Source organism: Mycobacterium paraintracellulare (genome assembly GCF_000276825.1).
GTDB lineage: Bacteria > Actinomycetota > Actinomycetes > Mycobacteriales > Mycobacteriaceae > Mycobacterium > Mycobacterium intracellulare.
Genome location: NC_016948.1, coordinates 4,083,972 through 4,097,339, shown reverse-complemented (window position 1 = coordinate 4,097,339; position 13,368 = coordinate 4,083,972). Strand labels below are relative to the sequence as shown.

Sequence of the window (13,368 nt, the reverse complement as noted above, 5' to 3'; positions counted from 1 at the left end):
GCGTTACAGTGACAGGGAAATGAGCGCCTATCAGACCGTCGTGGTCGGCACCGATGGCTCGGACTCGTCGCTGCTCGCGGTGGAGCGCGCGGCGGCGATCGCCGCGGACCACGGCGCGCGATTGATCGTGGTGACGGCGCACCTCCCCGTCCCCAAGGAACGCGGCCGCTACGCCATCCCGCCGGGGAGCGACCACGGCCAGGACTATCGGACGGTTGGGGAGGCCCCGTACTACAGGATCCTTCGCGACGCCACGGAACGGGCGCACCAAGCGGGGGCCAATAACGTGGAGGAACGGTCGATCGTCGGCGCGCCCATCAACGTGCTGGTGCAGGTCGCCGAGGAGGTCCGTGCCGACCTGATGGTCGTGGGCAACGTCGGGCTCAACAGCGTCGCCGGGCGGCTGCTGGGATCGGTGCCGTCCGAGGTCTCCCGCCGGGTCAAGACCGATGTCCTGATCGTGCACACCGCCAACTGAGGCACCGGTACGAATCAGCGGAGCAGTTCCGCAAAGGCGCGCGCGGCCGCGTCCACGCCGGCGTCATCGTCGGTGGCCACGAGATCCAGTAGCAGGCCTCGGATTACGGCCAGCCCGAGCCTCGCCAGGGCGGGGTCGACCGGGCCGTCGGCGGCCTCCTTGACCTCGCCCAGCCAGCCGTCGACGGCGCCGGGAACCATTCGCGCGAAAGGCTTTTCGCCCTGCGCGGCGCGGGCGTAACACTCGAAGAAGAGTCGCTCGAACTGTCGCAGTTCGGGCCGGCGGACATCGGCCCACATGGCGGCGAAGCCCTCGACCGGGTCGTCGGGCAACTCGGCCAGCAGTCCCATCTGGCGGCGCTCGACCTCCTCGACGATCGCTACCAGCAGTCCTTCCCGAGACCCAAAGTGGTGCAACAACATTCGGTGACTGGTGCCGACCGCGTCGGCCACCGCGCGCAGCGACCGATCGCCGACGCCGCCCGTGGCGAACTCGGTGACGAGGGCATCGAGGAGTTGGCGGCGCCGCTCGGTGTCAGGGGTGCGCGCCATCGGCGCGGCTGAGCTGCTCGGAGCGGGCCTTGAGGCCCTGGGCCTCGAGTTTGAGGTATCGCCGGGTCATCGATCGCATGAGCCGCCCGACAAGTGCGCCGAGCATGCCGTTCTGGTCGATGCGCTGGCGCACCAGGGTGCCGCCGCCGGGCTGCGCGATCACATCATGGCGGGCGCTGGCCCGCGCGCCGGGGGCGCGTTGCTCCCAGGTCCAGGACGTCCCCGGCTCGAGCTCGGTGATCTTCCAGACCAGCTTCGACATGCGTGGCTGCTTGATCGCGAACCGCTTGCCGACCGCGAGCCCGGGCCCGTCCACCGCGGCCAGCGACGTCACCGAGGCCGTCCACTCGGGCCAGCGCTCGACATCGCTGAACACCTTCCACACCACTTGCGCCGGCGCGTCGATCTCGACGCTGTCTTCGGTAATCATGTACCAAATGGTACATCCCGCTCCCCGGTTGTGGCCACGAAACGTCGGCCCGCGCGCGCATACTGGAGTGAAGAGGCAAATCCGGCGGCCCGCGGGCGTCCGCGACACGCAAAACACAACTTCTTGTGTTGCGCTCGGTTGTCGTACCCCAGGGGTAGTGTCTGGAGCCTGACGTCCCTCAGGCAAAACGGCGTGTGAAGCGGGGTTCTGGTGACCGAAAACATGAAGCTGATCGACCGCGTTTCGGCGATCAACTGGAACCGGCTGCAGGACGAAAAAGACGCGGAGGTGTGGGACCGGCTCACCGGCAACTTCTGGTTGCCCGAGAAGGTGCCGGTGTCCAACGACCTGCCGTCGTGGGGCACCCTGACCGCCCACGAAAAGCAGATGACCATGCGGGTGTTCACCGGCCTGACGCTGCTGGACACCATCCAGGGCACGGTCGGGGCGGTCAGCCTCATTCCCGACGCGCTGACCCCGCACGAGGAGGCCGTCTACACCAACATCGCCTTCATGGAGTCGGTGCACGCGCGCAGCTACAGCAACATCTTCTCCACGCTGTGCTCGACGGCCGAGATCGACGACGCGTTCCGCTGGTCGGAGGAGAACCCCAACCTGCAGCGCAAGGCCGAGATCGTCATGCAGTACTACAAGGGCGACGAACCGCTCAAGCGCAAGGTCGCCTCCACGCTGCTGGAAAGCTTCCTCTTCTACTCCGGCTTCTACCTGCCGATGTACTGGTCGAGCCGGGCCAAGCTGACCAACACCGCCGACATGATCCGGCTGATCATCCGCGACGAGGCCGTCCACGGCTACTACATCGGCTACAAATTCCAGCGCGGCCTGGCGCTGGTCGACGACGCACGCAAGCAGGAGCTCAAGGACTACACCTACGAGTTGCTCTTCGAGCTCTACGACAACGAGGTGGAGTACACCCAGGACCTCTACGACGAGGTCGGGCTCACCGAGGACGTCAAGAAGTTCCTGCGCTACAACGCCAACAAGGCGCTGATGAACCTCGGCTACGAGGCGCTGTTCCCGCGCGACGAGACTGACGTGAACCCGGCGATACTGTCGGCGCTCTCACCGAACGCCGACGAGAACCACGACTTCTTCTCCGGCTCGGGCTCGTCGTACGTGATCGGCAAGGCCGTCGTCACCGAGGACGAGGACTGGGACTTCTAGCAGGGCATTCAGCCAAGCGGTGTGTGAACGCCGCGTGAATTGTGGCGACCCCGCGGCGGCCCGGTGGCGCCGCCGGCCGGGTTGCCGGGAGACTGGTGGGCGTGGCGATTACCCCATCTTCTACGGCCGCTTTCTTCCGTTCAGTGATCCAGTGGCTGCAATGCGGCTACCCCGACGGCGTTCCCGGACCCGACCGTGTACCGCTGTTGGAGCTGCTGCGCAGCACCCCGCTGACAGAGGACCAGATCAAGGAAGTCGTCGACGCGATAGACGAGGAAACCAGGCCGGGCGAGGAGATCAACCGCGACGTGATCGCCGATTTCATCTCCGACATGACCCACTACGACGCCGGCCCGGAGAACATCGCGCGGGTGGCCGCCCGGCTGGCCGCGGCGGGCTGGCCGCTGGCGGGCATCACAAACCCGCCCGAGGCGGCCGAAAATCCCGGCGCGGCCAACGGCAAGGCCGAACCGGCCCCGCACACGGCGTCCTGAGCCGCTACAGCTTCGAGATGTCGATGACGAAGCGGTAGCGGACGTCGCTGGCCAGGACGCGCTCGTACGCCTCGTTGATGTAGTCGGGGTCGATGACCTCGATTTCGGGCGTCACGTTGTGTTCGGCGCAGAAGTCCAGCATTTCCTGGGTCTCGGCGATCCCGCCGATGTTCGACCCGGACAGGCTGCGGCGTGCCAGCGCCAGCGGGAACGCGCCGACTTCCATGGGGTGCTCGGGGATGCCCAGTTCGACGAGGGTGCCGTCGACGTCGAGCAGGCTCAGGTAGTCGTTGAGCTTCAGGTTCGCCGAGACGGTGTTGAGCATCAGGTCGAAGCTGCTGCGCAACTTCTTGAAGGTCTCGGGGTCGGCGGTGGCGTAGTAATGCTTGGCGCCCAGCCGCAGCCCGTCTTCCATCTTCTTCAGCGACTGCGAGAGCACGGTGACCTCGGCGCCCATCGCCGCGCCCAGCTTGACGCCCATGTGCCCCAGGCCGCCCAGGCCGATGATCGCCAGCCGGGTGCCCGGCCCGGCCTTCCAGTGCCGCAGCGGCGAGAACAGCGTGATGCCCGCGCACAGCAGCGGCGCCGCCTTGTCCAGCGGCAGCGAGTCGGGGATGCGCAAGACGAAGTTCTCGTCGACGACGACCGCCTGGCTGTACCCGCCCTGCGTCGACGTGCCGTCCTTGTCGATCGAGTTGTAGGTGAAGGTCGCGCCGTTCTTGCAGTACTGCTCGAGCCCGGCGTCGCAGCTGCTGCACCGGCCGCAGGAATTCACCATGCAACCCACGCCGACGTGGTCGCCCACCTTGAACTTGGTGACCTCGGCGCCGACCTCGGTCACGACGCCGGCGATCTCGTGGCCCACGACCACGGGGTAATTCGGCGTGCCCCATTCGCCCTTGGCGGTGTGGATGTCGGAGTGGCAGATGCCGGCGAATTTGATGTCGATCGCCACGTCTCGCGGGCCCGGGTCGCGCCGCTCGATGGTGGTCTTGGTCAGCGGTTCGGTCGCCGACGTGGCGGCGTATGCCGAAACAGTGCGCATGAATATTCCTCTTCGGTCCGATGGCTTCGACCAAAATTTTAGCTAGGGTAACGTTCTTCCGCCAACTATCGGGGCGAACATCACGTTCGACTGGCCCGGCCTCAGTTGATGGGGGCGTTCACCAGGCGCAGGTCGTCGACGATGCCGCGGGCCGCGATCAGCCCCTCGCCGGTTTGCCAGATCTCGTCGTTGACGACATAGACCCGGTTGTCGCGGTTGGCCGACAGCTTGCGCCACGGGCCGCTGTCGAGCACCGTGGCGGCACGGTCGGCGGCGGCCGGGGTGGCGCACGACAGGTACACCACGTCGGCGTCGGCGATGGACAGGTCGGGATCCTTCGCGAGGTCGGCGTCGGTGGCGCCGATCTCGACGTAGGGCTTGTCGGTGAACCGCTGCGTCGCCGGCCGGTCGACGCCGACCGAGCCGAGCACGCTGGCCGGGAAGTTGTTGGCGCCGTAGACCCGGATCGCCTCGGTGGTCAGCCGCACGATCGACGCCTGAAAGTGGGAGGCGTCGTGGCGCGCGCCTACGTCGGTCGCCCGTTTCGCGAACCCGCCGAGCAACCCGTCCATCGCGGTGCCGCGCGCGGTGGCGGCGCCGACGGCGCGCAGGTTGTCCTCCCACCCCGCGCCCGGCGCGCCGGTGAACACCGTCGGGGCGATCGCCGCCAGCTGCGGATACAGGGTGGGCGTCAACCCCTGGGAGCCCAGGATGAGATCCGGGTGGGCCGCCTCGATCGCCTTCACGTCCGGGTGGGAGCGCGTGCCGGCGCCGGGCACACCGTGCACCGCGCCACCGAGATAGGCGGGCTGGGTCGGCGAGCCGTCCGGCAGCGCGGCGGCGACCACCCGCGATTGCAGGCCCAGGGCGCACAACGCGTCGAGCTGATCGCCGGAGAGCACCACGATGCGCTGCGGGTCGGCGGGCACCTGCACCACGTCCGGCTCGACGCCGGCGGCGTTGTGGACGCGCCGCTTCGCGGCCCCCGCGTCGGCCTCGGCGGCCTCGCGGGCGCACGAATCGTCGGGCCGGCGGTCGTTTCCGAGCACCCCGGCCCCCGCGATCTGCGTGGTGGGGGTGACCAGCGAACGGGCCGGGGGCGTGGCGGCGGGCCGGTGGGATCCGCAGCCGCCGCATGCCAGCACGACCGCGGCCGCCACGGCGCCGGCGACGGCAACCCGGGGGCCACCGGGGGGGTCTGATCACGCCGAACGACACGCGTCAGACGCTAACATCGCCGACCCCCATGGCGATCGCGAGCGCGGCGGAGCCGGGCGAAGCGGGTCGCCACCATCGACCCGTGGCGATCGCGAGCGCGGCGGAGCCGGGCGAAGCGGGTCGCCACCATCGACCCCTCCCGGCGCCGCGACGAAGGACGCGGCGCCCCGCAGACCCATTTACGACAGTTTGTAGGACCAGCCCTGACGTCGCCATCATCGACGGCTAAGATTCGACTCAATAGTGATGTTGGGCCAGTGTCCGATCCGGATGTTTGGAGAAGCTGTTGACAGCCGAAGCGCCCCCCTTGGGAGAACTCGAGGCCGTTCGTCCGTACCCGGACCGCATGGGCCCCAAAGGGAACCTCGTCTACAAACTGATCACGACCACCGATCACAAGCTGATCGGCGTGATGTACACCGTCACCTGCTTCGCCTTCTTCTTCATAGGCGGGCTGATGGCGTTGCTGATGCGCACCGAGTTGGCCGCTCCCGGGCTGCAGTTCCTGTCCAACGAGCAGTTCAATCAGCTGTTCACCATGCACGGCACGATCATGCTGCTGCTCTACGCCACCCCGGTGGTGTTCGGTTTCGCCAACCTGGTGCTGCCGCTGCAGATCGGGGCGCCCGACGTGGCGTTCCCGCGGCTGAACGCCTTCTCGTACTGGCTGTTCTTGTTCGGCGGGCTGATCGCCGCGTCCGGCTTCATCGTCCCGGGTGGGGCCGCCGACTTCGGCTGGACCGCCTACACACCGCTGTCTGACGCCGTCCACTCGCCCGGCGCCGGGGGAGACCTGTGGATCACCGGGCTGATCCTCGCCGGTCTGGGGACCATCCTCGGGGCGGTCAACATGATCACCACCGTGGTGTGCATGCGCGCGCCCGGGATGACGATGTTCCGGATGCCGATCTTCACCTGGAACATCCTGGTGACTTCGATCCTGATCCTGATCGCGTTCCCGATCCTGACCGCCGCGCTGTTCGGACTGGCCGCCGACCGCCATCTGGGCGCCCACATCTACGACGCGTCCAACGGCGGAGTCCTGTTGTGGCAGCACCTGTTCTGGTTCTTCGGCCACCCCGAGGTCTACATCATCGCGCTGCCGTTCTTCGGCATCGTCACCGAGATCATCCCGGTGTTCTCGCGCAAGCCGGTCTTCGGCTACACCACGCTGGTGTACGCGACGCTGTCGATCGCGGCCTTGTCGGTAGCTGTGTGGGCGCACCACATGTTCGCCACCGGAGCCGTTCTGCTGCCGTTCTTCTCGTTCATGACGTACCTGATCGCGGTGCCCACCGGGATCAAGTTCTTCAACTGGATCGGCACAATGTGGAAGGGGCAGTTGACCTTTGAGACACCGATGCTGTTCTCGGTCGGCTTCCTGCTCACCTTCCTGCTCGGTGGCCTGACCGGCGTGATGCTGGCCAGCCCGCCGCTGGACTTCCACGTCACCGACAGCTACTTCGTCGTCGCCCACTTCCACTACGTGCTGTTCGGCACCATCGTGTTCGCGACGTATGCGGGCATCTACTTCTGGTTCCCGAAGATGACCGGCCGCCTGCTCGACGAGCGGCTGGGCAAGCTGCACTTCTGGTTGACGTTCATCGGGTTCCACACCACCTTCCTGGTGCAGCACTGGCTGGGCGACCTCGGCATGCCGCGGCGCTACGCCGACTACCTGCCCAGCGACGGCTTCCAGCCCTACAACATCGCGTCGACCGTGGGCGCCTTCATCCTGGGCGCGTCGATGTTCCCGTTCGTCTGGAACGTCTTCAAGAGCTGGCGCTACGGCGAGGTCGTCACGGTCGACGACCCGTGGGGCTACGGCAACTCCCTGGAGTGGGCGACCAGCTGCCCGCCGCCGCGGCACAACTTCACCGAGCTGCCCCGAATCCGTTCGGAGCGGCCGGCATTCGAGTTGCACTACCCGCACATGGTGGAACGGCTGCGCGCCGAGGCGCATGTGGGCCGGGCGCACGGGCCCGCGGACAAGGACGTCACCAGGCTGGACGACGTCCAGGTTCGCAGCTGATGGCCTGACGGGCGGCTGTCGCGAGTGAACTCACCACCCAAGGTGTCGGTGCTGATCACCGTCACCGGCGTGGACCAACCGGGTGTGACCGCGACCCTTTTCGAGGCGTTGTCGCGGCACGGGGTCGAGCTGCTCAACGTCGAACAGGTGGTGATCCGGCACCGGCTGACGCTCGGCGTGCTGGTGTGCTGCCCGGCGGCCGTCGCCGACGGCGACGAGCTTCGCCACGACGTCGAGTCGGCCATCCGCAAGGTGGGCCTGGACGTCAGCATCGAGCGCAGCGACGACGTGCCGATCATCCGGGAACCCTCGACGCACACCATCTTCGTCCTGGGCCGGCCCATCACCGCCGGCGCGTTCGGCGCGGTGGCCCGCGAGGTGGCCGCGCTGGGCGTCAACATCGACCTGATCCGCGGGGTCTCCGACTATCCGGTGACGGGGCTGGAGTTGCGTGTCTCGGTGCCGCCCGGGACCGACGGCCGGCTGCGGACCGCCCTGAACCGGGTGTCCAGCGAGGAGCACGTCGACGTCGCGGTCGAGGACTACACGCTGGAGCGGCGGGCCAAGCGGCTCATCGTGTTCGACGTGGACTCCACCCTGGTGCAGGGTGAGGTCATCGAGATGCTGGCGGCCAAGGCGGGCGCCGAGGGCAAGGTCGCCGCGATCACCGACGCCGCGATGCGCGGCGAGCTGGACTTCGCGCAGTCGCTCGAGCAGCGGGTCGCGACGCTGGCCGGCCTGCCCGCCACGGTGATCGACGAGGTCGCCGATCAGCTGGAGCTGATGCCGGGCGCGCGGACCACGCTGCGGACCCTGCGGCGGCTGGGTTACGCGTGCGGCGTGGTCTCCGGGGGCTTCCGCCGGATCATCGAGCCGCTGGCCGAGGAGCTGATGCTGGACTACGTCGCGGCCAACGAGCTCGAGATCGTCGACGGCACCCTCACCGGGCGCGTGATCGGCCCCATCGTTGACCGGGCCGGAAAAGCAACGGCGCTAAGGGAATTCGCGCAGCACGCCGGTGTTCCGATGGCGCAGACCGTCGCCGTGGGCGACGGCGCCAACGACATCGACATGCTGGCCGCCGCCGGGCTGGGGATCGCGTTCAACGCCAAGCCCGCGCTGCGCGAGGTCGCCGACGCGTCGCTGAGCCACCCGTATCTGGACACGGTGCTGTTCCTGCTGGGCATCACCCGCGGCGAGATCGAGGCGGCCGACGCGATCGACGGCGAGGTCCGCCGGGTGGAAATCCCGCCCGAGTAGGTTGCTTGTGTCGATCCGATGGGCATACGGCACCATGGTCGGGTGCCCGAAAACGGAAGCGAGGCAGCCGACCCCGATCTGCTGATCGAATTGCGCGAGGTGGCGCTGCAGCGCGGCGGCAACGTCCTGGTCGGGCCGTTGGATTGGGCGGTCGAACTCGACGAGCGCTGGGTCATCGTCGGGCCCAACGGGGCGGGCAAAACCTCGCTGCTGCGGATCGCCGCGGCCGCCGAACATCCCTCGTCCGGCGTGGCTTTCGTGCTCGGTGAGCGGCTGGGCCGGATCGACGTGACGGAGTTGCGTTCCCGCATCGGCCTCAGTTCCTCGGCGTTGGCGCAGCGCGTCCCCGGCGACGAGGTGGTGCGCGATCTCGTGGTCTCGGCCGGCTACGCGGTCCTGGGCCGCTGGCGCGAGCGCTACGAAGACGTCGACTACCGCCGGGCGATCGACATGCTGGAGAGCCTGGGCGCGGAGCATCTGGCGGACCGCACCTACGGCACACTGTCGGAGGGCGAGCGCAAGCGGGTGCTGATCGCCCGCGCGCTGATGACCGACCCCGAACTGCTGCTGCTCGACGAACCGGCCGCCGGCCTGGACCTGGGCGGCCGCGAGGAGCTGGTGGCGCGGCTGGCCGACCTGGCCGCCGACCCCGACGCCCCCGCCCTGGTGCTGGTCACGCACCACGTCGAGGAGATCCCGCCCGGGTTCAGTCACTGCATGCTGCTCGCGGAAGGTCGGGTGGTGGCCGCGGGATTGCTCACCGACGTGCTGACCGCGGAGAATCTGTCCACCGCGTTCGGCCAAGCGATCGCCCTCGACGTCGTCGACGGGCGCTACTTCGCGCGGCGAGTCCGCACCCGCGCAGCCCACCGGAGGCAACTATGACGTCACCCGAGGAAGCCCCGCTGGTCCCCAGGCCGGCGGCGACCGTGATGCTGGTCCGAGACACGGGTCCGGGACTGGGCGTCTTCCTGATGCGGCGGCACGCCAAGATGGAGTTCGCCGCCGGGACGATGGTGTTCCCCGGAGGCGGCGTCGACGACCGCGACCGCAACGCCGACATCGCCTGGGCCGGACCGCCGCCGGAGTGGTGGGCGCAGCGCTTCGGCATCGAACCCGACCTGGCCGAGGCGCTGGTCTGCGCCGCGGCCCGCGAGACGTTCGAGGAATCCGGGGTGCTGTTCGCGGGGCCGGCGGGCCGGGGCCGTTCGGCGCCGGACAGTATCGTTGGCGACGCGTCGGTGTACGGCGACGCCCGCCGGGCGCTGGCCGACGGGACGTTGTCGTTCGCGGATTTCCTGCGGCGGGAGAACCTGGAGCTGCGCTCGGACCTGTTGCGGCCGTGGGCCCGCTGGGTCACCCCGGAGGCCGAGCGCACGCGGCGCTACGACACCTATTTCTTCGTGGGCGCCCTGCCGAAGGGGCAGCGCGCCGACGGCGAGAACACCGAATCCGACAGGGCGGGCTGGACGACGCCGGAGGCGGCGATCGAGGACTTCGCGGCCGGACGCAGCTTTTTGCTGCCGCCGACCTGGACGCAGCTGGACTCGCTGGCCGGGCGGACCGTCGCCGAGGTGCTGGCCGTGGAGCGCCAGATCGTGCCGGTGCAGCCGCACCTCGAAATCCAGGGCGACAACTGGGTTTTCGAGTTCTTCGATTCCGACCGCTACCACCAGGCGCGGGAAGCCGGCGGGCTGGGGTGGCGGCATTGAGCGAGTTCGTCAGCGTCGTGGTCAGCGACGGCTCGCAGGACGCCGGCCTGGCCATGCTGCTGCTGTCGCGGCCACCGACGAACGCGATGACCCGCCAGGTCTACCGCGAGGTCATCGCCGCGGCCGAGGAACTGGGTCGCCGGGACGACGTCGCCGTCGTGATCCTGTTCGGCGGCCACGAGATCTTCTCGGCCGGCGACGACATGCCCGAACTGCGGACGCTGCGGGGCGCCGAAGCCGAGACCGCCGCCCGAGTCCGGCAGGAGGCCATCGACGCGGTGGCGGCCATCCCCAAGCCGACCGTGGCCGCGATCACCGGATACGCGCTGGGCGCGGGGCTCACGCTGGCGCTGGCCGCCGATTGGCGCATCAGCGGGGACAACGTGAAGTTCGGCGCGACCGAAATCCTGGCCGGCCTGGTGCCCGGCGGCGACGCGATGGCCCGCCTGACCCGGGCCGCCGGGGTGAGCAAGGCCAAGGAACTGGTGTTCAGCGGGCGATTCTTCGACGCCGAGGAAGCCCTGGCGCTGGGCCTCATCGACGAGATGGTGGCGCCCGACGACGTCTACGACGCCGCCGCACGATGGGCGCGCCGTTTCCTCGACGGCCCCCGGCACGCGCTGGCCGCCGCCAAGGCCGGGATCAACGACGTGTTCGACCTGGAGCGCGCCGAGCGGCTCGCCGCCGAACGCCGCCGCTACGCGGAGGTGTTTTCCGCTGGTCAGGGCGGTGGCGATCGGGCGGATCCCGGCGGCCGTTAGGCTGCCCTGCATGACGAGTTCGACCGACGCCGTTCCGACGCCCCACGCCACCGCCGAGCAGGTGGAGGCCGCCCGGCACGACAGCAAGCTGGCCCAGGTGCTCTATCACGACTGGGAGGCCGAAACCTACGACGAGAAGTGGTCGATCTCCTATGACCAGCGCTGCATCGACTACGCGCGGGGCCGTTTCGACGCCATCGTGCCCGACGCGGTGCTGCGGGAGTTGCCCTACGACCGGGCCCTCGAATTGGGCTGCGGCACAGGGTTTTTCCTGCTGAATCTGATCCAGTCCGGGGTCGCTCGCCGCGGGTCGGTGACCGACCTGTCGCCGGGCATGGTCAAGGTCGCCACCCGCAACGGGCAGTCCCTGGGCCTGGACATCGACGGCCGGGTGGCCGACGCCGAGGGCATCCCGTATGAGGACAACACCTTCGATTTGGTCGTCGGGCACGCCGTGCTGCACCACATTCCCGATGTCGAGCTTTCGCTGCGCGAGGTGATCCGGGTGCTGCGCCCGGGCGGGCGGTTCGTCTTCGCCGGCGAACCGACCAGCGCCGGCGACGTCTACGCCCGCGAGCTGTCCACGCTGACCTGGCGGATCGCCACCAACGTCACCAAGCTGCCGGGCCTGGGCAGCTGGCGGCGCCCGCAGGCCGAGCTCGACGAATCCTCCCGCGCCGCGGCGCTGGAGGCCATCGTCGACCTGCACACCTTCACGCCCGGTGACCTCGAGCGGATGGCCGCCAACGCCGGCGCGACCGAGGTGCGGACCGTCAGCGAGGAGTTCACCGCCGCGATGTTCGGCTGGCCGGTGCGCACCTTCGAGGCGTCGGTGCCGGCCGGGCGGCTCGGCTGGGGCTGGGCGAAATTCGCGTTCAACGGCTGGAAGGCCCTGAGCTGGGCGGATGCCAATGTGTGGCGGCGCGTGGTGCCGAAGGGCTGGTTCTACAACGTGATGGTGACCGGGGTCAAACCCTCCTGAGCGGTGGGCTGCGGTTCAGCGCCGACGACGTCGGCTACCTGCGGTCGCAAGCCGGCGCCGCGGCGCTGGCGGCCGTCGCCGAACTCGAGCTGACGGACGCCACCCGGGTCGCCGACGTCGCCGCGACCCGCGCCCGCTTCGGTGAGCGGGCGGCGGTGCTGGTGGAGACGGTCCTGTTGCGCCGCCGCGCCGCGGAGAAACTGAGCGGGCTGGGGTGCGCCGTGTCGGACTGGCTGTTCACCGACGAGGCGCTGCAGCAAGCCACCGCCGCGCCGGTGGCGGTGCACCGGGCCGGGCGGCTGGCCGAGGCCGCCCCGGACGCCGTCGTGCACGACGCGACGTGTTCGATCGGCACCGAGCTGGCCGCGCTGCGCGGCCGCGGGATCACGACGGTGGGCAGCGACGTCGACGCCGTGCGGCTGGCCATGGCCCGCCACAACGTGGGGGCGGCGGGGCTCTGCCGCGCCGACGCGCTGCACCCGGTGACCCGCGATGCCGTGCTCGTCGTCGATCCGGCGCGCCGCGCCGAGGGTCGGCGGCGCCTGCGCATCGACGACTATCAGCCCGGCCTGGCCGCGTTGCTGGAGGCGTATCGAGGCCGGGATTTTGTCGTAAAGTGCGCTCCGGGAATCGATTTCGACGAGGTGCGGCGGCTGGGCTTCGACGGAGAGATCGAGGTGACGTCCTATCGCGGCTCGGTTCGGGAAGCCTGCCTGTGGTCGTCGGGATTGGCGCGGCCCGGCGTCACCCGGCGGGCGAGCGTCCTCGACCGCGGCGAACAGGTCACCGACGCCGACCCCGACGACTGCGGCGTGCGCCCAGTCGGGCGGTGGATCGTCGACCCGGACGGCGCCGTGGTCCGGGCCGGGCTGGTGCGCCACTACGGCGCGCGGCACGGGCTGTGGCAGCTCGATCCCGACATCGCCTACCTCTCGGGTGATCGGCTGCCGGCCGGGGTGCGGGGCTTCGAGGTGATCGAGCGGCTGGTCTTCGACGAACGACGGCTGCGGCAGGCGCTCTCGGCGCTGGACTGCGGGTCGCTGGAGGTATTGGTCCGCGGGGTGCGGGTCGACCCCGACGCGCTGCGCAAACGGATGCGGCTGCGGGGCCGCCGGCCGCTGTCGACGGTCATCACCCGGATCGGGTCGGGAACCTCGGGGCGCGCGACGGCGTTCGTTTGCCGGGCGTCCCGGTAGCGCCGGGTACGCTGGCGGCGGTTA

14 protein-coding genes are annotated in these 13,368 nt (G+C 69.4%); 10 read left to right on the top strand and 4 right to left on the bottom strand.

Translation table 11 applies throughout. The features are described 5' to 3' along the window. Positions 1-19: 19 nt before the first annotated feature. Positions 20-478 carry a universal stress protein gene (locus OCQ_RS18825; protein ID WP_008259174.1) on the top strand — a complete coding sequence of 153 codons (459 nt, stop codon included), beginning with the start codon at positions 20-22 and terminating at the stop codon, positions 476-478. A gap of 14 nt (positions 479-492) precedes the next feature. On the opposite strand, the gene OCQ_RS18820 is transcribed toward OCQ_RS18825, so the two are convergent. Beyond that, positions 493-1,029 (bottom strand): TetR/AcrR family transcriptional regulator, encoded by a 537-nt coding sequence (locus OCQ_RS18820; RefSeq protein ID WP_008259171.1) that lies wholly within the window; start codon positions 1,027-1,029, stop codon positions 493-495. Continuing rightward, a complete protein-coding gene (locus tag OCQ_RS18815; RefSeq protein ID WP_009954742.1) occupies positions 1,013-1,459 on the bottom strand; it encodes an SRPBCC family protein in 447 nt (148 codons plus the stop codon). The genes OCQ_RS18820 and OCQ_RS18815 overlap by 17 nt, the downstream gene beginning before the upstream one ends. A 210-nt stretch (positions 1,460-1,669) precedes the next feature. Here OCQ_RS18815 and nrdF point away from each other — a divergent pair, with 210 nt between their 5' ends. Both nrdF and OCQ_RS18805 read left to right on the top strand, forming a co-directional pair. Then, positions 1,670-2,644, top strand: a complete 975-nt coding sequence (nrdF, locus tag OCQ_RS18810; protein WP_009954743.1) for a class 1b ribonucleoside-diphosphate reductase subunit beta — start codon at positions 1,670-1,672, stop codon at positions 2,642-2,644. Positions 2,645-2,787: 143 nt separating this feature from the next. After that, positions 2,788-3,138 carry a DUF3349 domain-containing protein gene (locus tag OCQ_RS18805; RefSeq protein WP_014385513.1) on the top strand — a complete coding sequence of 117 codons (351 nt, stop codon included), beginning with the start codon at positions 2,788-2,790 and terminating at the stop codon, positions 3,136-3,138. A gap of 4 nt (positions 3,139-3,142) precedes the next feature. Here the strand turns inward: OCQ_RS18805 and OCQ_RS18800 are convergent, their stop codons facing one another. Together OCQ_RS18800 and OCQ_RS18795 are read right to left on the bottom strand one after the other, a co-directional pair. Continuing rightward, on the bottom strand, positions 3,143-4,183 hold the full coding sequence (locus tag OCQ_RS18800; protein ID WP_014385512.1) for an NAD(P)-dependent alcohol dehydrogenase: 1,041 nt from the start codon (positions 4,181-4,183) through the stop codon (positions 3,143-3,145). Between the two features lie 101 nt (positions 4,184-4,284). Next, the gene (locus tag OCQ_RS18795) at positions 4,285-5,343 is read right to left on the bottom strand and encodes an iron-siderophore ABC transporter substrate-binding protein (RefSeq protein WP_014385511.1); all 1,059 of its coding nucleotides are present in this window, start codon (positions 5,341-5,343) and stop codon (positions 4,285-4,287) included. A gap of 344 nt (positions 5,344-5,687) precedes the next feature. On the opposite strand from OCQ_RS18795, the gene ctaD reads away from it, so the two are divergent. From ctaD to OCQ_RS18760, 7 genes are read left to right on the top strand one after another with little or no spacing between them, the layout of a single operon-like run. Beyond that, positions 5,688-7,433 carry an aa3-type cytochrome oxidase subunit I gene (gene ctaD / locus OCQ_RS18790; protein ID WP_008259158.1) on the top strand — a complete coding sequence of 582 codons (1,746 nt, stop codon included), beginning with the start codon at positions 5,688-5,690 and terminating at the stop codon, positions 7,431-7,433. 24 nt (positions 7,434-7,457) lie between these two features. Then, on the top strand, positions 7,458-8,693 hold the full coding sequence (serB, locus tag OCQ_RS18785; protein ID WP_008259156.1) for a phosphoserine phosphatase SerB: 1,236 nt from the start codon (positions 7,458-7,460) through the stop codon (positions 8,691-8,693). A gap of 24 nt (positions 8,694-8,717) precedes the next feature. Then, positions 8,718-9,578 (top strand): ABC transporter ATP-binding protein, encoded by an 861-nt coding sequence (locus OCQ_RS18780; RefSeq protein WP_029385157.1) that lies wholly within the window; start codon positions 8,718-8,720, stop codon positions 9,576-9,578. Beyond that, positions 9,575-10,405: an NUDIX hydrolase gene (locus OCQ_RS18775; RefSeq protein ID WP_014385509.1), complete on the top strand. Its 831-nt coding sequence runs from the start codon at positions 9,575-9,577 to the stop codon at positions 10,403-10,405. The genes OCQ_RS18780 and OCQ_RS18775 overlap by 4 nt, the downstream gene beginning before the upstream one ends. Beyond that, on the top strand, positions 10,402-11,166 hold the full coding sequence (locus tag OCQ_RS18770) for an enoyl-CoA hydratase (protein ID WP_051019792.1): 765 nt from the start codon (positions 10,402-10,404) through the stop codon (positions 11,164-11,166). Before OCQ_RS18775 ends, OCQ_RS18770 begins: the two co-directional genes overlap by 4 nt. Before the next feature lie 10 nt (positions 11,167-11,176). Further along, positions 11,177-12,148 (top strand): class I SAM-dependent methyltransferase, encoded by a 972-nt coding sequence (locus OCQ_RS18765; RefSeq protein WP_008259148.1) that lies wholly within the window; start codon positions 11,177-11,179, stop codon positions 12,146-12,148. Then, positions 12,106-13,344 (top strand): THUMP-like domain-containing protein, encoded by a 1,239-nt coding sequence (locus OCQ_RS18760; protein ID WP_179960106.1) that lies wholly within the window; start codon positions 12,106-12,108, stop codon positions 13,342-13,344. The genes OCQ_RS18765 and OCQ_RS18760 overlap by 43 nt, the downstream gene beginning before the upstream one ends. The last annotated feature ends 24 nt before the right edge of the window (positions 13,345-13,368 follow it).